Origin of the sequence: Rhodovarius sp., from assembly GCF_040399605.1 — a bacterium.
Taxonomy (GTDB): Bacteria; Pseudomonadota; Alphaproteobacteria; order Acetobacterales; family Acetobacteraceae; genus Rhodovarius; species Rhodovarius crocodyli_A.
Genome location: NZ_JBBARU010000015.1, coordinates 1 through 22,288 on the forward strand (window position 1 = coordinate 1; position 22,288 = coordinate 22,288).

Annotated in this window: 21 protein-coding genes; 16 read left to right on the top strand and 5 right to left on the bottom strand. The window is 65.4% G+C overall.

Annotated features, from left to right (window positions below):
* Positions 1 to 191: 191 nt before the first annotated feature.
* A complete protein-coding gene (locus ABWP84_RS06580; RefSeq protein WP_353211212.1) occupies positions 192 to 638 on the bottom strand; it encodes a hypothetical protein in 447 nt (148 codons plus the stop codon).
* 109 nt (positions 639 to 747) lie between these two features.
* On the opposite strand from ABWP84_RS06580, the gene ABWP84_RS06585 reads away from it, so the two are divergent.
* The 4 genes from ABWP84_RS06585 (at position 748) to ABWP84_RS06600 (ending at position 8,498) form a co-directional block, all read left to right on the top strand.
* A complete protein-coding gene (locus ABWP84_RS06585; RefSeq protein WP_353211258.1) occupies positions 748 to 2,292 on the top strand; it encodes an acetolactate synthase large subunit in 1,545 nt (514 codons plus the stop codon).
* A gap of 208 nt (positions 2,293 to 2,500) precedes the next feature.
* Complete coding sequence (locus ABWP84_RS06590; RefSeq protein WP_353211213.1) at positions 2,501 to 3,817, top strand: efflux RND transporter periplasmic adaptor subunit; 1,317 nt, start codon at positions 2,501 to 2,503, stop codon at positions 3,815 to 3,817.
* Between the two features lie 26 nt (positions 3,818 to 3,843).
* The gene (locus tag ABWP84_RS06595) at positions 3,844 to 7,002 is read left to right on the top strand and encodes a CusA/CzcA family heavy metal efflux RND transporter (protein WP_353211214.1); all 3,159 of its coding nucleotides are present in this window, start codon (positions 3,844 to 3,846) and stop codon (positions 7,000 to 7,002) included.
* The gene (locus ABWP84_RS06600) at positions 6,999 to 8,498 is read left to right on the top strand and encodes a TolC family protein (RefSeq protein ID WP_353211215.1); all 1,500 of its coding nucleotides are present in this window, start codon (positions 6,999 to 7,001) and stop codon (positions 8,496 to 8,498) included. The genes ABWP84_RS06595 and ABWP84_RS06600 overlap by 4 nt, the downstream gene beginning before the upstream one ends.
* 2 nt (positions 8,499 to 8,500) lie before the next feature.
* Here ABWP84_RS06600 and ABWP84_RS06605 read toward each other — a convergent pair whose 3' ends face one another.
* The 4 genes from ABWP84_RS06605 to ABWP84_RS06620 form a co-directional block, all read right to left on the bottom strand.
* A complete protein-coding gene (locus ABWP84_RS06605) occupies positions 8,501 to 9,685 on the bottom strand; it encodes an LLM class flavin-dependent oxidoreductase (protein ID WP_353211216.1) in 1,185 nt (394 codons plus the stop codon).
* 148 nt (positions 9,686 to 9,833) lie between these two features.
* Positions 9,834 to 10,688 (bottom strand): DMT family transporter, encoded by an 855-nt coding sequence (locus ABWP84_RS06610; protein ID WP_353211217.1) that lies wholly within the window; start codon positions 10,686 to 10,688, stop codon positions 9,834 to 9,836.
* A gap of 18 nt (positions 10,689 to 10,706) precedes the next feature.
* Positions 10,707 to 11,084 (bottom strand): hypothetical protein, encoded by a 378-nt coding sequence (locus tag ABWP84_RS06615; RefSeq protein ID WP_353211218.1) that lies wholly within the window; start codon positions 11,082 to 11,084, stop codon positions 10,707 to 10,709.
* Between the two features lie 64 nt (positions 11,085 to 11,148).
* Complete coding sequence (locus tag ABWP84_RS06620; RefSeq protein WP_353211219.1) at positions 11,149 to 11,451, bottom strand: hypothetical protein; 303 nt, start codon at positions 11,449 to 11,451, stop codon at positions 11,149 to 11,151.
* Between the two features lie 762 nt (positions 11,452 to 12,213).
* Between ABWP84_RS06620 and ABWP84_RS06625 the strand changes: the two genes are divergently transcribed.
* The 12 genes from ABWP84_RS06625 (at position 12,214) to ABWP84_RS06680 (ending at position 22,268) form a co-directional block, all read left to right on the top strand.
* Entirely contained in the window at positions 12,214 to 13,257 is a 1,044-nt protein-coding gene (locus ABWP84_RS06625; protein WP_353211220.1) for a TRAP transporter substrate-binding protein, read from the top strand.
* A complete protein-coding gene (locus tag ABWP84_RS06630; RefSeq protein ID WP_353211221.1) occupies positions 13,254 to 13,754 on the top strand; it encodes a TRAP transporter small permease subunit in 501 nt (166 codons plus the stop codon). Before ABWP84_RS06625 ends, ABWP84_RS06630 begins: the two co-directional genes overlap by 4 nt.
* A gap of 50 nt (positions 13,755 to 13,804) precedes the next feature.
* Positions 13,805 to 15,127, top strand: coding sequence for a TRAP transporter large permease (locus tag ABWP84_RS06635; RefSeq protein ID WP_353211222.1), 1,323 nt, complete (start codon positions 13,805 to 13,807; stop codon positions 15,125 to 15,127).
* The gene (gene pcaC / locus ABWP84_RS06640) at positions 15,124 to 16,248 is read left to right on the top strand and encodes a 4-carboxymuconolactone decarboxylase (RefSeq protein ID WP_353211223.1); all 1,125 of its coding nucleotides are present in this window, start codon (positions 15,124 to 15,126) and stop codon (positions 16,246 to 16,248) included. Before ABWP84_RS06635 ends, pcaC begins: the two co-directional genes overlap by 4 nt.
* Positions 16,245 to 16,943, top strand: coding sequence for a protocatechuate 3,4-dioxygenase subunit beta (pcaH, locus tag ABWP84_RS06645; protein ID WP_353211224.1), 699 nt, complete (start codon positions 16,245 to 16,247; stop codon positions 16,941 to 16,943). Before pcaC ends, pcaH begins: the two co-directional genes overlap by 4 nt.
* Positions 16,940 to 17,470: a protocatechuate 3,4-dioxygenase subunit alpha gene (gene pcaG, locus ABWP84_RS06650; RefSeq protein WP_353211225.1), complete on the top strand. Its 531-nt coding sequence runs from the start codon at positions 16,940 to 16,942 to the stop codon at positions 17,468 to 17,470. The genes pcaH and pcaG overlap by 4 nt, the downstream gene beginning before the upstream one ends.
* A 3-nt stretch (positions 17,471 to 17,473) precedes the next feature.
* A complete protein-coding gene (locus tag ABWP84_RS06655; protein ID WP_353211226.1) occupies positions 17,474 to 18,820 on the top strand; it encodes an adenylosuccinate lyase family protein in 1,347 nt (448 codons plus the stop codon).
* A 75-nt stretch (positions 18,821 to 18,895) separates the two neighbouring features.
* The gene (locus ABWP84_RS06660; RefSeq protein ID WP_353211227.1) at positions 18,896 to 19,063 is read left to right on the top strand and encodes a hypothetical protein; all 168 of its coding nucleotides are present in this window, start codon (positions 18,896 to 18,898) and stop codon (positions 19,061 to 19,063) included.
* Positions 19,064 to 19,169: 106 nt separating this feature from the next.
* Entirely contained in the window at positions 19,170 to 19,556 is a 387-nt protein-coding gene (locus ABWP84_RS06665; RefSeq protein WP_353211228.1) for a hypothetical protein, read from the top strand.
* Between the two features lie 189 nt (positions 19,557 to 19,745).
* The gene (locus tag ABWP84_RS06670) at positions 19,746 to 20,189 is read left to right on the top strand and encodes a hypothetical protein (protein WP_353211229.1); all 444 of its coding nucleotides are present in this window, start codon (positions 19,746 to 19,748) and stop codon (positions 20,187 to 20,189) included.
* Between the two features lie 283 nt (positions 20,190 to 20,472).
* Positions 20,473 to 20,925, top strand: coding sequence for a hypothetical protein (locus tag ABWP84_RS06675; protein WP_353211230.1), 453 nt, complete (start codon positions 20,473 to 20,475; stop codon positions 20,923 to 20,925).
* Between the two features lie 137 nt (positions 20,926 to 21,062).
* Complete coding sequence (locus tag ABWP84_RS06680) at positions 21,063 to 22,268, top strand: ABC transporter substrate-binding protein (protein ID WP_353211231.1); 1,206 nt, start codon at positions 21,063 to 21,065, stop codon at positions 22,266 to 22,268.
* Positions 22,269 to 22,288 lie beyond the last annotated feature (20 nt).

The following is a 22,288-nucleotide window of genomic DNA, read 5'->3' on the forward strand; positions in this document are numbered from 1 at the left end:
CGGAAGCGAAGACGGTGAAACGGCTATAGAGCCTGTTCCTTTCGCCTCGGCTCACTGCACAGGCTCTGAGCTTTTGTTTGTCGAGCATCTTTATCCGCTCAAACGATTCCGTTTGAACGGATGATGCGCAAGCCTTTGTTTTATCGAATTCTCTGGTTCGCCTTGCCAAGCCGCAAGGCTTGAAAATGCGCCTAGCCACGCAGCGCCAAAGGCCGCAGCAGCATCGCCGTGCCCCATCCCCAGGCACCATTCAGCAAGGCCGCCCTGGCCCAGACCTGCTGGTTACCGCCAGCGAAGCTGGGCAGGCCTTTCAGTGAAGCCACCAGGGTAAAGGCCACCAGGCTCAGCGCCAGGGCGCCGAAGACAAAGCCAAACAGCGCATCCGGCACCGGGGTTGCGCGCAGGATCATCGCCAGAATGATGCCCCAAACCCCGCCCCAAAAGGCCTGGCTCGCCACGGTGGGCACGCCAAGTGGCGGCAAGGGGTTCATGTTAAAGGCCGGGCCGGTGCGGCCGAAAATGGCCACCACCCCCGGCATATCATTGCCATAAGTATTGAGCAGGAAGGCCGTGCCCTGGTGGAAGACCAGCACGGCCAGGATACCGGCGATGAAACCAAGGGTGAGCGCTTTTTGCATGCCTGAGACCATAGCTGGCATTTGGTGGAATACCACCGCCGCCTCTTGCCCAACTGGCCTGGGCTGGGCAGGCTCACGCGGAATTTTAGGGAGAGAACGCGTGAGCGACATGAATGGCGCCGAGAGCCTGGTGCATAGTTTCCTGGGCGCGGGGGTGGATGTCTGCTTCAGCAATCCCGGCACCTCCGAGATGCATTTCGTGGCCGCACTCGACCGGGTGCCGGGCATGCGCTGCATTCTGGGCCTGCAGGAGAATGTGGTGACCGGCGCGGCCGATGGCTATTGGCGCATGGCGGGCAAGCCCGCGGTCACCTTGCTGCATTGCGCGCCGGGCCTGGCGAATGGCCTGGCCAATCTGCACAATGCCAAGCGGGCGAAGAGCGGCATCGTCAATTGCGTGGGCGACCATGCGACCTATCACCGGCAATATGACGCACCGCTGACCGGCGACACTGAGGGTTTTGCCCGCGGTGTCTCGGGCTGGGTGCGCACCTCGCAACGGGCGGAGGATGTGGGCCGCGATGCGATGGTGGCGGTGCAGGCGGCGCGCTCCTCGCCCGGGCAGATCGCAACGATGATCCTGCCCTCCGACACCTGCTGGAACCCCGGCGGCGTGGTGGCGGCGCCGCTGCCGGTGCCGGCGGTGCCGCAGGCCGACCCTTCGGCGGTGCGCGCCGCGGCGCGGGTGCTGCGGGAGAAGAGCAATGTGCTGCTGCTGCTGGGCGGCAATATGGCGATTTCGGAAGCCGCGCAAAAGCAGGCCCAGCGCATCCATGCCAAGACCGGCGTGCGGCTGATGGCTGAGACCTCGAATAGCCGGTTTCAGCGCGGCCAGGGGCGGTTGCAACTGGAGCGGGTGCCCTATCCGGCGGATCAGGCGATTGCGGCGCTGGCCTCGGTGCGGGAGATCATCCTGGTTGGCTCCAAGGCGCCGATTGGGTTTTTCGCCTATCCCAACAAGCCCTCGAAGCATTATCCGGAGGATGCCGGCATCACGGTGCTGACGCGCCCGGAGCAGGATGCCGAGAGCGCGCTGCGGGCGCTGGCCGATGAACTGGGCTGCCCGGCGGCGGTGGCCATGCCCGACCCGGGGCCCAAGCCCTCGGTGGAGCGCGGCCCGCCCACGCCGGAAGGCCTGGCCCGCACCGTGGCGGCGCTGATGCCCGAGGATGCCATCATCGTTGATGAGGCGGTGAGCTATGGGCGCGGTTTCTTCCCCCACACCTATGCCGCAGCGCCGCATGAATGGTTGCAGATCACCGGCGGAGCCATTGGCTGTGGCCTACCGCTGGCGACCGGGGCGGCGGTGGGTGGCGGCGGCCGCCGGGTGATCAACCTGCAGGCCGATGGCAGTGCGATGTACACCGTGCAGGCGCTCTGGACCCAGGCGCGCGAGAAGCTGCCCATCACCACCATCATCCTCTCCAACCGCAAATATCAGATTTTGCTGGGAGAATATCAGGGTGTGGGGGCCAATCCGGGCCGCACGGCGCTGGATATGATGGATCTGGGCAACCCTGATATCGGCTGGGCCAGCCTCGCCAAATCATTGGGCGTGGAGGCGGCAACGGCGACGACGCTCGAGCAGGTGGGCGATTTGCTGGCGCAAAGCCTCACCCAATCCGGCCCCTTCCTGATCGAACTCGTGATCTGATCAGGATGTAACCTTCAGGCGCGCGATTGTAATTCCCTTTCGCGAAGGAATGCGATAGAGACCCATTCAGCTATGGTTCAGCTTCCTGACGCGGAGCTGAACCGGGCCCGCGGCTTCGCGCTGCGGAAAGGCCCTGGCGGCGCCATTTTGCCGGCGCAATCGGGGCTTGTGATGGAATTGATCGCTGTTGTTTCTGCCTGGAACCGCCATGAACACCATTGAATCGCCGAATAAGCCCGATGCCAGCCGGGCCAGCCCCGCGCCCGAGGTCCGGGCGGATGATGCCGCGGCGGTGAGCGATACCGCCACCGGCAAGCCCTGGCTGTGGATTGGCCTGCTGGTGCTGGGCGTGGGGGCGGCGGCGGGTGGTTTCATGGTGCTCAAGGGGCCGCAGCAGGAGGCGCCGCGGGTGGCGGTTGCCCCCGCAGCGCCGGCCCTGCCGGCGGGTGAATTCCGCCTCAATGACAATGAGATGCGCGCGCTGCGGATCGAACCCGTCATCGCCCGTGATTTTCGGGCCGAGCGCGTGGCCGAGGGCCGCATCTCGATCAATGAGGACCGCAGCACCCCGGTGCTGGCGCCCTTCACCGGCCGCGTCACCCGCACCTTCGCCCAATTGGGTGAGCGGGTGGCGCAGGGCGCGCCGCTCTTCGAGGTCGAAACCCAAGACGTCACCCAGGCGGCCAATGACCTTCTGGCGGCACTGGATGGCGTGACCAAAGCGCAGAACACCCTCGCCCAGGCCCGGCGTGAGGATGCCCGGCAGCAGAACCTGCTGGCCGCCCGCGCCTCCTCGCAGCGCGATGTGGAGCAGGCGCGCGCGGCGTTGAATTCCGCCACCTCTGATGTGTCGATCGCCCAGGCCAGCCTTGATTCGGCGCGCGACAAGCTGCGTGTGCTGGGCCGTGACGCTGCCGCGATTGCCGAAATCGAGCGCAGCCGTCAGGTCAGCGGCGTGGTGATGGTGCGCGCACCCTTCGCCGGCACCGTGACGCAGCGCCGCGTCTCGCCCGGCATGTGGCTGACCGCGGGCCAGGGTGACCCGGCGGTGACCATCAGCGATCTGAGCACCATGTGGCTGGTGGCGGCGGTGCGTGAATTGGATGTGCCGCTGATCCGCCTGGGCCAGGAGGTGCAGGTGGCGCTGGGCGCGCTGCCGGAGCGCAGCTTCACCGCGCGCATCGTGCGCATGGGCGCGGGGCTCGACCCCGCAACCCGGCGCATGATGGTGCAGGCCGAAATCCAGGACCCTGACGGCGTGCTGCGTGCTGAGATGTTCGCAACCTTCAGGATTTCAGTGGGGACTGAGACCCGCAATGCTGCGGTGCCGGCCTTGGCGGTGATCCATCGCGGCGCTGATGCCTCGGTCTGGGTGGCGCTGGAGGGCAACCGCTTCGCCATGCGCTCCATCCGCATTGGCAATCGCAGCGGTGATACGCTGGAGGTGCTGCAAGGCCTGCGGCCGGGTGAGCGGATCGTGACTGGCGGCGCCTTGTTCATCGATCGTGCGGCGCGGATCGACTAATCGTCTTCGCGGCGCGGGAGAATACCATGCGGCAGATAGTGGCCTTTTCATTGCAGCGGCGCGCCCTGGTGCTGTTGCTGTTCGTCGTTTTCATCGCCACTGGCGTTGTCGGCTTCATGCGGCTGAACATCGAGGCCTATCCGGACCCGGTACCGCCGCAAGTGGTCATCATCACCCAGAATACCGGCCAGAGCGCTGAGGAGATCGAGCGCTACGTCACCATCCCCATCGAGGTGGCGATGGCGGGGCTGCCCAACCTCAATACCATCCGCTCCACCTCGCTCTTTGGCCTGTCCGATGTGCGGGTGCAGTTCACCTTCGCCTATACCTATGAACAGGCATTGCAGCAGGTGCTCAACCGCCTGGCCGTGCTGCAGGGCCTGCCGGAGGGCGTATCGCCCACCATTTCGCCGCTCTCGCCCATTGGCGAGATCATGCGCTACCGCCTGGTCGGCCCGCCGGGCTTTTCCGCCGATGAACTGAAGACCTTGCAGGATTGGGTGCTGGACCGCCGCTTCAAGCGCGTGCCCGGTGTGGTGGATGTGACCAGCTTTGGCGGCCGCTCCAAGGCCTATAATGTCGTCATTGATCTGCCGCGGATGAACGCCTTTGGGCTTGATTTGCCGCGGGTGATCCAATCGGTGCGCTTGGGCAATGTCACCGTGGGGGCGGGCACGATCAATATCGGGCCGCAATCGGCCGTGGTGCAGGGCATTGGCCTCATCCGCAGCCTCGATGACATCAACAACATCGTGCTCGGCAGCGGCACCGGCGGCACGCCCATCCTGCTGCGCGATATTGCGGTGGTGGAGACCGGCAGCCTGCCGCGCCTGGGCGTGGCTGGCCATGAGGGCGATGATGATGTGGTGCTGGCCACCGTGCTGATGCGCCGTGGTGAGCAGACCCTGCCCACCATCCATGGCGTGCAGGCCGAGGTGGCGCGGATCAATGCCGGCGGCGTGCTGCCACCTGGCGTGCGCATCGTGCCTATTTATGACCGCGAGGATCTGGTGAAGATCACCACCAAGACGGTGGTGAAGAACATCATCGAGGGTGTGCTGTTCATCCTGATCATCCAATGGCTGTTTTTGGGCGATTTCCGCGGCGCGGTGGTGATTGCGGCCACCATTCCATTCGCCTTCTTCTTTGCCATCCTGCTCATGCTGGTGCGCGGCGAGAGCGCCAATCTGCTCAGCCTGGGTGCTTTGGATTTCGGCCTGCTGGTGGATGCCACCGTGATCATGGTGGAGAATATCTATCGCCATCTTGGCCTGGCCCGGCGCAACCCGCATCAGGGGCCTGTCTCCGGCGGCACCGGGCTTTCGGGCGTGCAATTGACCATCCTGCGCGCCGCATCCGAGGTGGATAAGGCCATCTTCTTCTCGGCGCTGATCATCATCGCCGCCTTCATCCCGCTCTTTACCCTGGGCGGCATTGAGGGCCGGATCTTCGGGCCGATGAGCAAGACCTATGCCTATGCCATCATCGGCGCGCTGTTTGCCACCTTCACCATCACCCCCGCGCTGGCGGCGGTGCTGCTGCGTGAGGACAGCACGGAGAAGGATACGCTGATCGTGCGCGTCAGCCGCTGGGTGCATCGGCGCTGCTATGCCGCCGCGATGCAGGCGCGCGCGCTGTGCCTGGTGCTGGCCGCCGGGCTTTTCGCCGCCACCATCTTCCTGTTCAGCCTGCTCGGCGCCGAATTCCTGCCCACGCTGGAGGAGGGCAATCTCTGGGTGCGCGCCACCATGCCCGCCACCATCAGCCTCGAAGAGGGCCAGGCCACGGTGACGGGAATTCGCCAGATCCTGGCCGAATTCCCCGAGGCAGTGACGGTGACCAGCCAGCAGGGCCGCCCCGATGACGGCACCGACAGTGCGGGCTTCTTCAACGCCGAATTCTTCGTGCCGCTGAAGCCACCCGATCAATGGACCACCGCACCCAACCGCGACGGGCTGGTGGCGGCGATCAATGCGCGGCTGATGCAGCGCTATATCGGCATTGAATTCGCCTTCGCCCAGGCGATCTCCGACAATGTCCAGGAGGCCGCATCGGGGGTGAAGGGCGCCAATGCCGTGAAGGTCTTCGGCCCTGATCTGGACATCCTGGCCCGCATCGCCGAGGAGGTGCGCCGCGCCATCGAACCGGTGGCCGGCATTGCCGATCTCGCCGTCTTCCGCACCCTGGGCCAGCCCACGGTGGCGATTACCATCGATAGGGCGCGCGCCGCGCGCTTCGGCCTGCAGATGGATGACATCAATGATGTCGTGCAGGCGGCGATCGGCGGGCGCGAGGCGGGGCGGCTTTATGAGCGCGGGGCGGACCGCAATTTCCCCATCATGGTGCGCCTCGATGCGCCCTATCGCGATTCGGTCGAGGCGATTGGCCGGGTGCCGGTGGGTGGGCCGCGTGGCGCGGTGCTAGCCGATGTGGCTGATATCGAGTTGCGCGCCGGCGTTGCCTATATCTACCGCGAGGATTCGGCGCGCTATGTGCCGCTGCGCTTCTCGGTGCGTGGGCGCGACCCTTCGAGTGCGGTGCAGGAGGCGCAGGCCACCGTCGCTGCGCGGGTAACCCTGCCGCCGGGCTATCGCCTCTCCTGGGAGGGTGAGTTCAAGAACCTGCAGGAGGCGATTGCGCGGCTGACCACCATCGTGCCGGTGGCCTTCGGGCTCATCGCGGTGCTGCTCTATGTGCAGTTCAACAATTTGCGCGAGACGCTGCTGGTGATAGGCATTGTGCCGCTGTCGATCTCAGGTGGCGTGGCGGCCCTGGCGTTGGCGGGGCTGAATTTCTCGGTCCCCGCGGCCATTGGTTTCCTTGCGCTATTCGGCATCACGGTGATGGAGGGGATCATCTTCCTCTCGCATTTCAACCATGTCCGCAGCGAGGGCCACCCCTGGCGCGAGGCGCTGGACCTGGCGGGCGAGGACCGTATGCGCCCGGTGCTGATGACCTGTTTCGCCAGCTTCTGTGGCTTGCTGCCCATGGCACTCTCGACAGGCATCGGCTCGGATGTGCAGAAGCCTTTGGCAATCGTGGTGGTGGGTGGCATCGGGTTGGTGCCGTTCTTCATCCTGGTGGTGTTTCCGGCGATGATCGACCTGCTGGGCCGGCCGCGAGACCTCGCCCAGTCGGAAAAATTCATTCAAATGCGCAGGGCGCGGGCGGGGTTGGCGGAATGAAATCACTTCCGATACTGATGCTTTTGGTGGCCTCTGGCGCGGCGCTGGCACAGCCACAGCCGCCAGCCGCAGCCCCATCCGGCCGGGCCGAGTCGCCGCGCCAGGCCACGCCCGCCCAGGCTGCCATGCCGCTATCCCCCGGCACCCAGGTCATCACCCTCGAACAGGCCGAGCGGCTGCTGGTGGAGCGCAATCTCGCGGTCATCGCCGCCCGCCGCGGCGTTGATTCGGCGCGGGCGCAGCGGCTGGTGGCCAGTTCGCTGCCGCCGGCGGTGGTGTCGGCCGGCAATACTTTCGGCCAGTTCAATGAGGGCGGGCGGCCTGCCGCAGGTTCGCCCAATACCGCCAATATTACCGGCGCGCGCTTCCTGGGTCCGCAAAACAATGTGACCGTGGGGCTGCAGGTACTGGTGGAGTTGGGCGGCAAACGCACCCTGCGCACCCGCCTGGCCGAGGAGAATATCGGCGCGGCCGAGGCGCAGGTGCTCGATGCGCTGCGCAGCCAGCTTTATGTGCTGCGGCAGAATTTTTTCACCGCGCTGGGCGCGCGGGCCAATCTTGAGGTAGCGCTGGCAAATCGCGCCGGACTGGACCGGACCGAGGCGCTGCTGCGCCGGCAATTGCGCGATGGCGCCATCCCTGAGGGGGATCTGCTGCGCTTTCAGGCCAGCCGCGTGGTGTTCGAAAACGATGTTGTGACCAACGCCCAGGCCTATGCCGCGGCGGTGGCGCAGATTGCGGTGACCCTGGCGGCCGATGCGGCGGATTTCCGCCCCGGTGAGCCGCCAGCCGTGCCCACCCGCCGCGGCGCCACGAGCAGTGACCCTGTCCGCGCCACGCTCTCCGCCATCGCCTTTGACGTGCAGGGCCGCTTCAACACCATCCCCGATCTGGGCATTGGCCGCGAGGAACTGGGCGCTGCGGTGCAGGACCGCCCCGATGTGGTGGCCGCCCTGCGCCAGGCCAGTGCAGCGGGTGCAAATCTCGCCTTGGTCGAGGCGACGCGGTGGCGTGATGTCACCGTCAATGCCGGCTTTGCCCGCACCCGGCTGAACCAGAACGTGCCCTCCGGCACCATACCGCTGCTGGCCAATGACCAGTTCAGCATGCAGCTTTCAGTGCCGATCTTCACCCGCCGCATCGTCGAGGGGAATGTGGGTGTGGCGGCCGGGCAGGCTGGCCAGGCCGATGCCCTGGCGCGCGCAGCCTTGCTGCAGGCCCGGGCGGATTTCGCCATTGCCTGGTCCGCCGTCGAACAATCGCGCAACCTTCTGCGCGTCTATACCGGTGGCGCGCTGGGCCGGGCCGAAGCGGCCTATCGCTCGGCCGAACAGGCCTATACGGCCGGTGGCTCCTCGCTGCTCGAGGTGCTGGACGCGCTGCGCACGCTCAACGCCACACGTTTGGCGGCGAATCTGGCGCGGACCAATTATCTGGTGGCGCTGGCGCAATTGGAGCAGGCCACCGGGGTGAGCGGGGTTTCGCCGCGGCTATAGGTTTAACCCTGCCGCAGCTTCAGCCTATCCGTCTCCGGCACTGCATGCCCGGCATCGGCAAAGGCCTTGTGCAGGGCGGCGATATTGGGGGCGAAAATACCGCCACGGTTTTCCACGCACCATTCCCGGCTTTCGCTGGGCATGCGAAGTGAGCCCTGGAAGCGCGGCATCACCCAGCGGGCAAAAAGCTCATAGCTTTCCCAGGTGTCGCGCCGATTGGCCCAATCATGCGCGCGGAACAGCACACCGCCCGCGCCGCCTTCGGTGAAGCTGAGCAGCCGGGCGATGCCATCGGCCACCGTATCGGGGCTGCCCACCAGGGTGGTGCCGGCGCGCAGGCCATCGGCCAGCGGGTTTTCCGAGCGTGAGGGCGGCCGGGCCAGCACCTCGCCGAAATAGGTTTCGGTCTCGGCACGCTCGCCCAGGCGAACCTGGCGGATGGCGGTCTCGTCATCCTCGGCGACATGGAGGTTGACCACCAGGCGCCAATTCGCCCGGTCCATGGTCTTGCCGTGCTTTGCGGCCTCGGTTTCGGCCATTCGCCATTGCTCGGCCAGTTTCTGCGGGCCGCCGGGAAGGCCGGCACCGAGGCTGAGCATGCCCAGGCCATGCTTCGCGGCGGCCATGGCACCCGAGGGCGTGGTGGAGGTGGCCACCGAAATGGGGAAGCGCGGCGCGGTATAGGGTGCGAGGTGCAGCCGCGCGTCTTTGAGGGTGAACCAGTCGGTCTGCATGGAGACCGGCGCCTCGCAGGCCAGGAGCGCGGTGATGGCGGCGAGCGATTCCTCCATCCGCCGGCGCTGCGTCTCGGCTGGGATGCCCATCATATAGGCGTCGCTCGCCAGGGCGCCGGGGCCGCAGCCCAGCATGACGCGCCCGCGCGACATATGGTCGAGCTGGACAAAGCGCTGCGCCACCAGCAGCGGGTGATGATAGGGCAGGGAGGTGACGCCGGAGCCCAGATGGATATGGCGCGTGCGCTCGATGGCGGCGGCGATGAAGACCTCGGGGCTGGCAATGGTCTCCCATCCGGCGGAGTGATGCTCGCCCACCCAGGCCTCGTCAAAGCCCAGACGGTCGAGATGTTCGATCAATTCGAGGTCACGGTGGATGGCCAGGGTTGGGTTGTCACCCAACCGATGGAACGGCGCCATGAAGATGCCGAACTTCAAACCCGCATGTGCCATCTTTGCTCTCCCTTTTGGGTGAGCGTGAACGTGCGGGCGGATTGGGTCAACGGGCTGGGCTGCCCATCGCGGGGTAGGTTTACCTTGCCGCTCCGCGGCGTGTTACTTGCCCGCTCCGCGGCGGGTCACCTAGCCGCTCCGCGGCGGGTTACCTAGCCGCTCCGCGGCGGGCCAAAATCACCCCCAGCGCGACAATCGCCGTGCCCAGCCAGGCCAGCGGCGCCACCTCGCGCCCCAGCACCACCCAGCCCAGCAGCGCGGCCAGGGGCGGCACCAGGAAGAACAGGGCGGAGACCCGCGCCGCCTCGCCCGCCCGCAGCATGGCCAGCAGCAGCGTCATCGAAATGAGGGAATTGACCAGCACGAGATAGCCCAGGCCCCAGGCCAGATCCGTGCTCCAGACCACGCGCATGTCTTCCAGCGCCCAGGCCACCGGCAATGTGGCCGCCAGCCCCACCGTATAGAGCACGAGGTTGGAGACCAGCGGGTGGCAGGGGGCACCATCGCGCCGTTCCAGCAGCGCGCCCGTGGTCATGGCGCCGAGCGAGATCACGGCGAAGACCAGCCCCGGCCAGTCCCGCGCCGCCACCGCCGAGCCCGAGACCACCACCAGCGCCACGCCGCAAAAGGCGATCAACAGCCCGGCCCAGGCGGCGCGCGGCACCACATCGCCCGTCACCCGGGCCGAGAGCAGCGCCACCAGGATGGGCTGCAAGGCCACGATCAGCGCCAGCCCGCCCGGCGATATGCCCCAGCTCAGCGCCAGGTTGGTGCAGGCGAAATAGCTGAACTGTATCACCAGCCCCATGCGGGCCAGGTGCCGCAGCCCACGCGCATCCGGCCAGGCCGGGCGCAGCAACAGCACCGGCGGCAGCAGCAGCAGAACCACCGCGGCATAGCGCAGAACCTGCAGCGTCAGCGGCTCGGTATAGGGCAGGGCAATGGCCACGGCGGTGAAGCCGCCGGACCAGAGCAGCACGAAAAGCCAGGGTGCGGCTTTCATGCCGGCGGCCTGCCGCTTTCAGTCCTCATCGCCATTGACGAAACCGTCCTCCCAGCAGCGGCTCTTCTGGGTATTCGGGGGGGACGCTGCCATACTCCTCCACTTCAGTATCATTGCCGACATCGCCGGAACCCTCGCCCGCGATGCGATATCCCCTTCCGGATGAAGGATGAAGCCCTCAACAAAAAAATCATGATCCAGCGGAATTTCCAGCAGCCTGAACCCATCGGGCCAGTCGCGGAAACCCTCCTGCCCGGCGACGGCGGCGTGAGCGCGGGCCGCGTGCTCCGGCGTGGAGAAATTGCCGATGGTTTTGCCGTCGAACGAAACACGGTCCACCGGTTGAGCGATGCTAAGCGGGTGGTAATGGTTCAAGCGATAAATGGTTGAGGTCATGGCTTTCTCCGTTATGCGTCCGGGTGTGGGGTGATCGCGCGCTTCCCCCCGCCAGCAGGCTCCGTCACAAAGCACGCTCCATAATGGCGATAATGGCGTCCATCGATGCATGCACATCGCTCGCCTGCCCTGGGTCGAGCCTCGGCTGCTCTGCCTCTGCGGCGAGGGCATAGACGGCTTCGATCTCGCTCCATTGGTCTTCGAGGTCACCGACAATCCCGCTGAGTGCCTCGGGCAGATCATGAATTTCTGCCCATAGGCGATCCAGGGTTGCTGCCAGAGATAATGTTCCCAATCGAAAGCGGCTGATGGATTCAATAATATCCTGCGGCGCCGAATAATGGCGTTGTTTGGGGGCGTTGGTCATTCGGGGCTCCTGAGAAGGCGTGGAGGGATGCTCCGCCAAGTTGCAGTCACAACGGTATTGGTTTGCGGGTTGACCAAGACCTGAACGCCATTTGTACTATCCCAATAGAGACGTAATCCGCGGCTCAAACCAACAAAATTTTCTGGACGTATTGCCTGCTCCACTGCAATGGGTGGCAGGCCTCGGCCCTGCATACGATCAAGGGCGTGCCCCGAGTATCCCCGGCCGTCTATGGTCGCAGGAGAATTGGTGCGGGGTGAAATCTCGATCGGGTTGCCGGATCGGCCAACCGGGTCCTGAGGGCTTGGCAAGCGTTGGCCATATGTCGGCGGCACGCTCCCGCGCTCGTTCGTAAGAAGAACCTTTTCTTGCGACGGTGAATGACTTCGCCAATGCGACGAGACGGAATGGCCCTCCCTGATGTAGGCTCTCACCCAAACCTGCGTCTTGGCGCTGCCACCTTCTGGATTCAGCGCCTTCCAGCCGTGGGTAACCCAGGTAACGAACGCTTTGCGTTCCGGTTGACCCTGCTGCCAGTATCTTGGGTCTCTCATCGCGGCCCGGAGCTCGTGGTCGGTTATGCGGACAGGGTAGGACATAGGACTTCTCCTTTCCCGGCTTAAATACATAATTAAATCCTAAATGTCAATTTAATCCTTTTATATTCGCCGGTCTTAGGCTGGCAACGCCCCGCTTGAGCCGCGGGCCGCAACAAGGCACATGCTCTCCCAGGAGCCACGCATCCGGGAGAGACCAAGAACAATGACAAACCGCCGCACCATCCTGGCCGCGGGCCTCGCAGCACCCGCCCTGCTGCGCCCGCAAGCCGCCCGCGCGCAGGAATTGACCCTGCGACTGCACCATTTCCTGCCCGCCATTTCCAATGTGCATCGCTTCTTCCTGCAGCCCTGGGCGGCCAAGCTGGCGGCTGATTCCAACAACCGCCTGCGGGTGCAGATCTTCCCCTCCATGCAATTGGGTGGCGCGCCGCCGCAGCTTTATGATCAGGCGCGCGATGGCGTGGTCGATATCGTCTGGACCTTGCCCGGCTATACCCCCGGCCGCTTCCCCAGCATCGAGGCCTTCGAACTGCCCTTCGTCGCCCATAAGCGGGCCAGCGTGAATGTGCAGGCGGTGCAGACGCTCTATGAGCGGCGGATGCGGGCGGAGTTCAGCGAAACCCACCTCATCACCGCCTGGGGCCATGATGCCGGCGTCATCCATGCCAAGCGCGAGGTGCGGCGGCAGGAGGATATGGCGGGGCTCAAGCTGCGCTTCCCCACCCGCCAGGCCGGCGAGGCGCTGCGCGCACTCGGCGCCGCCCCCATCGGACTGCCCGTGCCGCAAGTGCCCGAAGCCCTGGCCCAGGGCGTGATCGATGGCGCCGTGGTGCCGTGGGAGGTGGTGCCCTCCATCCGCCTGCATGAGGCGCTGCGCTTCCACACCGAATTCGAGGGCTCGCCCACCTTCTACATCGCCACCTTCATCCTGGCGATGAACAAGGCGAAGTATGAGGCGATGGCACCCGATCTGCGCGCCATTCTCGATGCCAATTCCGGCATGGCCGCCGCCCGCATGGCCGCCCGCCCCTGGGATGAGGAAGGCCCGAAGGTGGAGGAGATGGTGCGCCGCCGCGGCAATCAGATCATCTCGCTCTCGCCCGAGGAAACCGCCCGCTTCCGCCGCACCACCGAGCCGGTGATCACCAATTGGGTGGCGGCGATGCGTGAGCGCAACATCAATGGTGGCGCGCTATTGGAAGAGGCGCGCGCGCTGGTGGCGCAATTCGGCCAGGGCGTGGCTTGAGCCAGGAGGGCGAGATAGCGCCGCCCGGCGGGGTTCTCGCCGGTGCGGCGGTGTTCATGGCGCTCGCCGGCGGGTTGGTGCTGCTGGCGATCTCCTTCCTCACCGTGGTCTCGGGCGGCCTGCGCTGGCTGACAAGCCAGCCCATTCGCGGCGATTTTGAGCTGATTTCCATTGGCTCGGGCCTGGGCGTGCTGGCGGCGCTGGGTTTCACCACGCTCAAGCGCGGCAACATCATGGTGGATAGTTTCTCCACCTGGCTGCCCCGGCGCTGGAACGAGGTGGTGGATGGCTTCTGGCAGTTGGTCTGGGCCGCGGTGATGGGGGTGATCGCCTGGCGCATGGCACTGGGCGGGGCGGAGGCGATGGCCAATGGCAGCCGCACCATCGGCCTGCTGGCGCTGCCCTTTGGCTGGGCCATTGCGGTGGGGGCCGCGTGTTTCGGGTTGACGGCGCTGATCGCGCTGGCCTGGGTGCCGCGCCTGCTCCGGGGGCGTTGATGATGGACATGATCAACAGCTTTTTCGCTGCGCGACGGACCGGCTGTTAGATGGCACCCGAATTCATCATCGCCGGCTGGGGCTTTGCCATCCTGCTGCTGCTGATTGTGCTGCGCGCGCCCATCGCGCTGGCCATGCTGCTGGTGGGCGCGCTGGGCTACGTCCATATCCTCGATTGGACGGCGCTGCTGAATTACCTCAAATCCACGCCTTACCACCTCTTTGCCAATTACACGCTTTCGGTCATCCCCCTTTTCATCCTGATGGGCGCGCTGGCCGAGCGCGGCGGGTTGGCGCGGGAGCTTTTCGCCGCCTGCAATGCGCTGGTCGGCCGCCGGCCGGGTGGCATGCTGATGTCGGTGATCGGCGCATCTTCGGCCTTCTCCGCCATCTCGGGCAGTTCGGTCGCCACCACCGCCACATTCGGCCGGGCGGCGCTGCCGGAACTGCTGCGCTATCGCACCGATCCTGGGCTGGCCACCGCCACCATCGCCATTGGCGGCACGCTTGGCATTCTCATTCCGCCCAGCGTCATCCTGGTGATTTACGCCATCACCACCGAGCAGAATATTGCCAAGCTGTTCATCGCCTCGCTGATCCCCGGCCTGCTGGCGACGGCGCTTTACATGCTGGCGGTGTGGCTGCTGGTGCGAAAGCGGCCACAACTCGCGCCGCCCTGCGACCCGATGAGCGCCGCCGAGCGCGCCCGCGCCTTCCGCGAGGTCATTCCCGTGCTGCTCATTGCCTTCGTCGTGGTGGGCGGGATTTATGCCGGTATTTTCACCCCCACCGAGAGTGCCGCGGTGGGTTGTGTCGCCGTGCTGGTGGTGGGCTGGATGCGCGGCGATCTGCCGTGGCGGGAACTCAAGGCCGCGCTGCTCTCCACCGCCGAGACCACGGCGATGATTTTCGCGATTCTGCTCGGCGCGGAAATCTTCAACGCCTTTCTGGCACTCTCCCAGGCGCCGGATTTGCTGGCGCTCTGGGTGACCGAGCAATCCTTCCCGCCCTATGGCGTGCTGGCGGTGCTGCTGCTGACCTATATCGTGCTGGGCGCGGTGATGGATGAGTTGGCGATGATGTTGCTCACCCTGCCGGTCTTCTTCCCCGTCGTCACCGGCCTCGATTTCGGCATGCCGACCGAGGAGGTGGGCATATGGTTCGGCATGCTGGTGCTGGTGGTGGTGGGCATTGGGCTGACGGCGCCGCCCATTGGGCTCAATGTCTTCGTGATCTCCTCCATCGCCAAACAAGTGCCTATCGCGGCGATTTATCGCGGCGTCATGCCCTATCTGGCGATGGATATCCTGCGTCTCGTGCTGTGCGTGGCCTTTCCCGGGCTATCCCTTTGGCTGGTGAGAATTCTGACATGAATTTTGTCGATATCGACGGCACCGTCTTCCATGTGCGCGAGGAAGGCCCGCCTGGCGCCCCCGCCCTGCTGCTGCTGCATTCGCTCGGCACCACCATGGAGATTTGGGCGCCGCAACTGCCCGCCCTCGCCCGGCAATACCGGGTGATTCGGATGGATTTGCGCGGCCATGGGCTGAGCGGGGCCACAGAGGGCGATTATTCCATGGCCATGCTCGCCGCCGATGCGGTGGCGGTGCTCGATGCCCTCGGCGTGGCGCGGGCGCATGTCGCCGGCGTGTCCATCGGCGGGCGGCTGAGCCTGGAATTGGCCGCCTCCTATCCCGAGCGCGTGCTCTCCATCATCCCCTGCGACACATCCTTCATCTCCGGCCCGCCGGAGCGCTGGATCACCCGCATGGAGGGCGTCAAATCCGGCGGCATGGCCGCGGTGCAGGATGCGGTGATGGCCAATTGGGTGATTGACCCCTCCCTGCCATCCTCCCGCGCCCTGCTGCGCATGCTGCTGCGCACCGACCCCATGGGCTATCTCGGCTGCTCGGCGGCCTTGCGCGATGCGACCATGCCTGGGCCAATTACCTGCCCGACCACGGTGGTGGTGGGCGAGGCCGACCCCTCCTCGCCGGTGGCGAAAAGCCGTGAGATCGCCGAGGCTATTGCCGGCGCGAAACTCGTGATCATCCCCCATGCCAGCCATATCCCGAATTTCGAGGCGGCGGAGGCGGTGACGGCCACCGTGCTGGGGCATCTGGCCGGGCTGTATGCGGTGGGGGCGGAGGCCGGCATGGCGGTGCGCCGCGCCGTGCTGGGCCACGCCCATGTTGACCGTTCCGAGGCCAATCTCACCGCCATGGATGCGCCCTTCCGTGATTTCATTCTGGAGGGCGTCTGGGGCCGGGTCTGGACCCGGCCGGGGCTCTCCCGCCATAGCCGCAGCCTGATCACGCTCAGCATGCTGGCGGCACTCGGCCTCGATGAGGAATTCAAGCTGCATATCCGCGCCACCGCCAATACCGGCGTGACACCGGAGGAAATTTCCGAGGCGCTGCTGCATGTTGCGAGCTATGCCGGCGTGCCAAAAGCCAATCACGCCTTGAAACTGGTGAAGGAAATTCTTCAGTGACTGAATTCCCCCGCCCCGCGCCGGGCAGCTGGCCGCCGATGAATTCCCCCGCCTATGGCAGCACCCGCAAGCGCCACGCGCTGCACCCGCCCATTGCCATTCCGCATACGCTGAGCGAGACCTCGGCGCCGCGTTTTACCCCCAGCGCCTACCCGGCCTACGCCGATATGTCGGTGCATGAGGGCCAGGCCGCGATGGGCGAGCGCATCATCGTCGGCGGCCGGGTGCTCGATGAGGATGGCCGCCCTGTGCGGGGCGCAATGCTGGAAATCTGGCAGGCCAATGCCGCCGGCCGCTACCACCATATGCGCGACCAGCATGACGCGCCGCTCGACCCGCATTTCGCCGGCAGTGCGAGGGTGTTTTCCGATGAAGAGGGCCGCTGGCAGATCACCACGATCAAGCCCGGCGCCTACCCTTGGGGCAACCACGCCAAGGCCTGGCGGCCGGTGCATATTCATTTCGGCCTGCATGGCCAGGGCTTTGCGCAGCGTATGATCACCCAGATGTATTTCCCGGGTGACCCGCTGCTGCCGCTCGACCCCGTCTTCATGGCCACGCCCGATGCGGCGGCGCGGGAGCGTTTGATCGCGAAATTCGACCTGGACTATGCGGTGGAAAACTGGGCCCTGGGCTATCGCTTCGACATCGTTCTGCGCGGCCGCAATGCGACGCCGATGGAGGACCACAAGTGACCACCACCGCCTCTCAAACCGCCGGGCCCTATTGGCATATCATCGACCATCCGGAATGGGCCGATCTGCGGCGCGGTGAGAATGCCGCTATGGCCGGCACCACCATCACCCTCACCGGCCAGATCACCGATGGCGATGGCACCCCCTGCGGCGATGCCATGGTGGAGATCTGGCAGGCCGGGCCGGATGGCGCCTGTGAGGCCGGATTCCACGGTTTTGGCCGCTGCGCCAGCGATGATCAGGGCCGGTTTCGCTTCACCACCCTCAAGCCCGGCCCGGTGCCGGGGCCGGGCAATAGCCTGCAGGCGCCGCATATCACCCTGGCCGTCTTCGCCCGCGGGCTGATGAACCATGTCACCACCCGGGCCTATTTTGCGGCCGAACCGCTGAACGAGGCCGACCCCATCCTGGCCCTGGTACCCGAGGCCCGCCGCCCCACCATGCTGGCGCGCGAAACCGCGCCTGGGGTCTGGACGCTGGATATTCGCCTGCAAGGCGCCGACGAAACCGTTTTTCTGGATATCTGAACCATGGCCGTGAACCCCGCCGATAGCCCCGTTCTGGGCGCGCTCTACGGCACCGATGCGATGCGCGCGGCGATGGGCGAGCGCGCCTGGCTGGCAGCCATGCTGGAGGTGGAGGTGGCGCTGGCCCAGGCCCAATCCCGCCTGGGCATTGTGCCGGCCGAGGCCGCCGCCGCCATCGCCGCCGGCGCCGATGTGGACCGGCTGAACCTTGGGGAACTGGCCCGCGCCACCGCCAATACCGGCTATCCCGTGGTGGGGCTGGTCAAGCAGCTCTCCGCCCTGGCCGGCGCGGAAGGCGGCAAATGGACCCATTGGGGCGCCACCACCCAGGACATCATGGACACCGCGACCGTGCTGCAAATGCGCCAGGGGCTGGCGCTGATCCGCGCGGACCTTTTGCTGCTCAACGCCGCACTCGGCCGCATGGCGCGGCACCACAAGACCACCGTGATGGCCGGGCGCACCCATTTGCAGCACGCTTTGCCGGTCACCTTCGGCTATAAGGTGGCGGTCTGGCTCAGCCCGCTGATCAGCATGGTGGAGCGGCTGGACCAGTTGCGCCCGCGCGTGGAGCGGCTGCAATTCGGCGGTGCCGCCGGCACCCTGGCCAGCCTGGGCACGCAGGGGCTGCAGGTGCAGCGCGAATTGGCCCAGGAGCTGGGCCTGGCGCTGCCGGATATCCCCTGGCATGTCGCCCGCGATGGCTTTGCCGAGGCGGTGGGCTTTCTCGGCCTGCTCGCCGGCGCGCTGTCGAAGATTGCAACCGACGTGATACTGCTGATGCAAACCGAGGTGGCCGAGGTGGCCGAGGCGCATCAGGCCGGCCGCGGTGGCAGCTCCACCATGCCGCAGAAGCGCAACCCGATTTCCTGCGAATACATCCTGGCCCAGTCCCGCGGGGTGCATGCCCTGGTGCCGCAAATGCTGGCCGCCATGGCACAGGATTTGGAACGCGGCACCGGCCCGTGGCAGGCCGAGGCCCTGGCGATTGGCCAGGCCTTCAACCTGACCCATGGCGCGCTGCTTTGCGCCCGCAGCATCGCCGAGGGGCTGGTGGTGGACCCCGCCCGCATGGCCCGCAACCTCGCCTCCACCGGCGGGCTGATCGCGGCCGAGCAGGTGATGATGGGCCTCGCCCCGGTGCTCGGGCGGGGCGAGGCGCACCACATCGTCAACCATGCCTGCGATGTGGCGCTGGCCCAGGGCATCCCCCTGGCCGAGGCCCTGTTGGCCGACCCGCAGATCAGCGCACGGATGCCGCCGGGCGAGGTGCATGCGCTTTGTGCACCGGAAAATTATCTGGGCCAGGCGATGGTGTTTGTGGATCAGGTGCTGGCCCGGCTGGGCTGAGATGGTGAAATTAGGATTTTGAGCGTTATTATAGGCTAATAATCTGATCATATGCTCCAGACATAGGAGCAAATTATGCCTGACCGCCTGCCCATCACCGAAGCCGATCTCCGCCAGGCCATGCGCGACCCGCGATATTGGCAGGCGGGCCATCCCGAGCGCGCGGCGTTCAACGGCTGGGTCGCTGGAGCCTGTTCCGTTCGCCACGGCTCACGGCACAGGCTCCAGCCTTTTGTTTTTTGAGCATCTTTATCCGCCCAAACGATTCCGTTTGAACAGATGATGCTCCAAGCGCTGGCAGCGGCTCTACCCGCGCGAGGGCGGCGGCGCCTCGGTCGGCATTGTTCATGTGCGCGCCTATTCCCGCACCCGTGACGGCCATGCGGAACATGTCTCCGCCCATACCCGCTCCAACCGCTACGGGCATGACACTGGGCCTCAGCCCTCTGCCGCGCCGATGGGCAGCGCCATGGTCTCCGTCGAGGAAAGCCCCGGCGAGGGAATTCAGCGTCGTTATACCGTGCGCGACGAAGCCGGTGCGGTGCTGGGTCAATGCGAGGCGCATCTGGATGGCAGCCAGATCTGTACCATCATCCTGCCCGATGGCGAGGAATTTGTTCAGCACCTTGATGCGACCGAGGATGGCCAGCTCATCCCCGTCCAGGCGCAGGCCCTGCCCTGGGCTGCCCGCGTGGTGCCGCCGCTAGAGCCGTTTCACCGAAAGCGAAGACGGTGAAACGGCTCTAGCTTTTGTATTTCCGCATTTTCCGAGTCGCCTTGCGAAGCCGCAAGGCTTGAAAATGCTCTCGCGCTCGGCCTCTACAACAGGCTGCTTGAGGCGCTGCGTGGTGGCGGGCTTGGTCAAGGCAGCAGCGGCGGCACCCCCTTCCTCCTGCAGTATCGCGGCCTGGAGGGAGACCGCGAGGTGGAACGGGCGGTTGCGGGCGTATTGCCCAATGACCGCGTCGAAGAATTTTGTCCGCGGACGGCTGAATTTCAGGATATTGTAACCAATGCTGCCAATACCGTGGAACGCGGTTCAATGTCTCCGCAGCAATGGGGCGTGAGGGTGCATCAGGAAGTGGAAAGGCAATTGGATAGACAAGGTTTAAATCCAGATGTTCGCGTCTTCGCGGAGTATCCTCTCCTCAATGGCGAAGAGGCTCGGCCTGGTGCTGCTGGCTCCTCCGTCCTGGATATTCTTCACCACGTGCCGGGCACCAGCCAGATCTGTGTTTATGACGTGAAGACAGGCGCAGCCGGTCTGGGCGCCGAGCAGGCGACGAGGATATTCAACGAGGGAATGCGTTTTGCCCGCGAGCATTCGTTACCTAACCCTCGTGTCATCGCCATAGAATTGAGGTCCTGACATCATGGCCACCATGCGGCAGTTGAAATCAATATTCGCGCCAATTATGGCGTAAAATCCTGATTTGGTACTTCATCGTCGCTGGCTTTTCAAACCACCAATTCGCAATTCAATTATAGGTATATTTATTGATGGACAATCATATCCGGCGGCGCCAAAATTTTCTCTGTCGATTTTGCCACTTTCTCGGGCTGGAGGACCAATCCCGCTAGGCTATAATATATTCCTCTATATTGAGCGCGTGATCGGCAGCCCTAAGCCACAAAACCCTTTCCTCGCTACCATGCCCAGTCGGTTCCTTTACGACATGTTCGCACCGGAATTCGCACCCCATCTCATCGAGAGTTTCAACGCCAAGGCCCGGCCCTTCATCGATGCGCACCAAAGCTGGGAGGAAATTCTCGATTGGGTGGGTGATCCAAGATGGATAGAAAGGCTCTGGCCGCCGCGAGAACCGACCGAAGGCTGGTGCGCAATGATAGCCGGCGATTTCGCCCGCGCCGCCTCGATCCTGCTGAAATACGTCGTTCGGATGGAGGCACACTTCGCGGCAGCACCCAATCCCCGAGGCCGGCCAATGCCCTCACATCTGGTGGTCTGCCGCGCCCTGGCCGAAACCCTCGCCACCGAGGACCGCGCCCGCATCGTCGCCCATCTGCGCGGCATGGAGGCAGCAACCATCGACCACTACAAGCTGCAAAAATACTGGCAGCCCACACCTTTTCCCTTCGAATAGCCCGCCATGGCTGCACCCGCGCCCGTCAGGGCCTGAATGGTTGAATGCTGCGCGATGGACGCGCCAATCGCCTGATGGGCGGTTGCGGTAAAGCCTCGAATAGCGTTGCTTATGCCTCAGTTCAGAGGTGTACCGCTATGTCCGTAACCCGTCGCGCCGCCATCCATGCATTCGGCCTCGCTGCGCCCGCCATCGCCCATGCCCAGGCGGAGGCGATTCGCATCGGCGAGATCAACAGCTATACCTCCCAGCCGGCCTTCCTCGCCCCCTACCGCAATGCATGGGCGCTGGCGCTCGATGAGGTCAACGCCGCCGGCGGCATCCATGGCCGCAGGCTGGAGACCATCTTTCGCGACGATGCCGGCCGCCCCGAGGATGCGGTGCGCCATGCCGGCGAACTCATCAGCAATGAGCGCGTCCATCTTCTGGCCGGCGGCTTCCTCTCCAATGTGGGCCTCGCGCTTGGCGATTTCGCCAATCAGAATCGCAGGCTCTTCGTCGCCTCCGAACCGCTGACCGATGCGCTGGTCTGGGCCCGGGGCAACCCCTTCACCTTCCGCCTGCGCCCCAGCACCTACATGCAATGCGCGATGCTGGTGGAGGAGGCGGCGAAACTGCCGGCCCGCCGCTGGGCCACCGTCGCGCCAAATTATGAATACGGCCAATCCGCCGTGCGCTGGTTCAAGGAACTGCTCACCCGGGCCGTGCCCGGCACCAGTTTCGTCGCCGAACAATTCCCCGCACTCGGCCGCATCGATGCCGGCGCCACCGTCCAGGCCCTGGCCGGCGCCAACCCCGAAGCCATCTTCAACGTCACCTTCGGCGCGGACCTGACGAATTTCGTCCGCCAAGGCTCAACCCGCGGGTTATTCGAACGCCGCCGCGTGGTCTCCATGCTGACCGGCGAGCCGGAATATCTTGACCCATTGGGCGATGAGGCGCCGGAGAATTGGATCGTCTCCGGCTATCCCGCCGCCGATATCAACAACCCCCATCACAGCCGCTTCCGCGCCGCCTATACCGCCCGCTTCCGCGAGGCGCCGAAGCTGGGCTCGGTCGTGGCCTATGATACGGTGACCGCCATCGCCACCATGCTCAAAGCCGCCGGCTCCACCGGGACCGACGCGATGGTGCAGACCATGCGCGGGTTGAAATTCCCCACCGCCTTTGGCGAAAACGAGGTGGAGTTTCGCGCCATCGACCATCAATCCACCCTGGGCGCCTATATTGGGCGCACGGCATTGCGGGGGAACCGCGGGGTGATGGTGGATTGGCGTTATGCGGATGGCAGGGCCTATCTGCCGTCGGATGAGGTGGTGCGCACGCTCAGGCCGCAGGGGTAGGGGGTGGGGCTGGTTGCCCG

What these genes read in the sequence shown, in the direction of transcription:
- ABWP84_RS06580 (WP_353211212.1), bottom strand. Translation starts at nt 638, where the DNA reads ATGCAAAAAGCGCTCACCCTTGGTTTCATCGCCGGTATCCTGGCCGTG.
- ABWP84_RS06655 (WP_353211226.1), top strand. Translation starts at nt 17,474, where the DNA reads ATGGCCGTGAACCCCGCCGATAGCCCCGTTCTGGGCGCGCTCTACGGC.
- ABWP84_RS06635 (WP_353211222.1), top strand. Translation starts at nt 13,805, where the DNA reads ATGGCACCCGAATTCATCATCGCCGGCTGGGGCTTTGCCATCCTGCTG.
- ABWP84_RS06675 (WP_353211230.1), top strand. Translation starts at nt 20,473, where the DNA reads ATGCCCAGTCGGTTCCTTTACGACATGTTCGCACCGGAATTCGCACCC.
- ABWP84_RS06680 (WP_353211231.1), top strand. Translation starts at nt 21,063, where the DNA reads ATGTCCGTAACCCGTCGCGCCGCCATCCATGCATTCGGCCTCGCTGCG.
- ABWP84_RS06600 (WP_353211215.1), top strand. Translation starts at nt 6,999, where the DNA reads ATGAAATCACTTCCGATACTGATGCTTTTGGTGGCCTCTGGCGCGGCG.
- pcaC (WP_353211223.1), top strand. Translation starts at nt 15,124, where the DNA reads ATGAATTTTGTCGATATCGACGGCACCGTCTTCCATGTGCGCGAGGAA.
- ABWP84_RS06660 (WP_353211227.1), top strand. Translation starts at nt 18,896, where the DNA reads ATGCCTGACCGCCTGCCCATCACCGAAGCCGATCTCCGCCAGGCCATG.
- ABWP84_RS06590 (WP_353211213.1), top strand. Translation starts at nt 2,501, where the DNA reads ATGAACACCATTGAATCGCCGAATAAGCCCGATGCCAGCCGGGCCAGC.
- ABWP84_RS06620 (WP_353211219.1), bottom strand. Translation starts at nt 11,451, where the DNA reads ATGACCAACGCCCCCAAACAACGCCATTATTCGGCGCCGCAGGATATT.
- ABWP84_RS06605 (WP_353211216.1), bottom strand. Translation starts at nt 9,685, where the DNA reads ATGGCACATGCGGGTTTGAAGTTCGGCATCTTCATGGCGCCGTTCCAT.
- ABWP84_RS06610 (WP_353211217.1), bottom strand. Translation starts at nt 10,688, where the DNA reads ATGAAAGCCGCACCCTGGCTTTTCGTGCTGCTCTGGTCCGGCGGCTTC.
- ABWP84_RS06585 (WP_353211258.1), top strand. Translation starts at nt 748, where the DNA reads ATGAATGGCGCCGAGAGCCTGGTGCATAGTTTCCTGGGCGCGGGGGTG.
- ABWP84_RS06595 (WP_353211214.1), top strand. Translation starts at nt 3,844, where the DNA reads ATGCGGCAGATAGTGGCCTTTTCATTGCAGCGGCGCGCCCTGGTGCTG.
- ABWP84_RS06625 (WP_353211220.1), top strand. Translation starts at nt 12,214, where the DNA reads ATGACAAACCGCCGCACCATCCTGGCCGCGGGCCTCGCAGCACCCGCC.
- ABWP84_RS06615 (WP_353211218.1), bottom strand. Translation starts at nt 11,084, where the DNA reads ATGACCTCAACCATTTATCGCTTGAACCATTACCACCCGCTTAGCATC.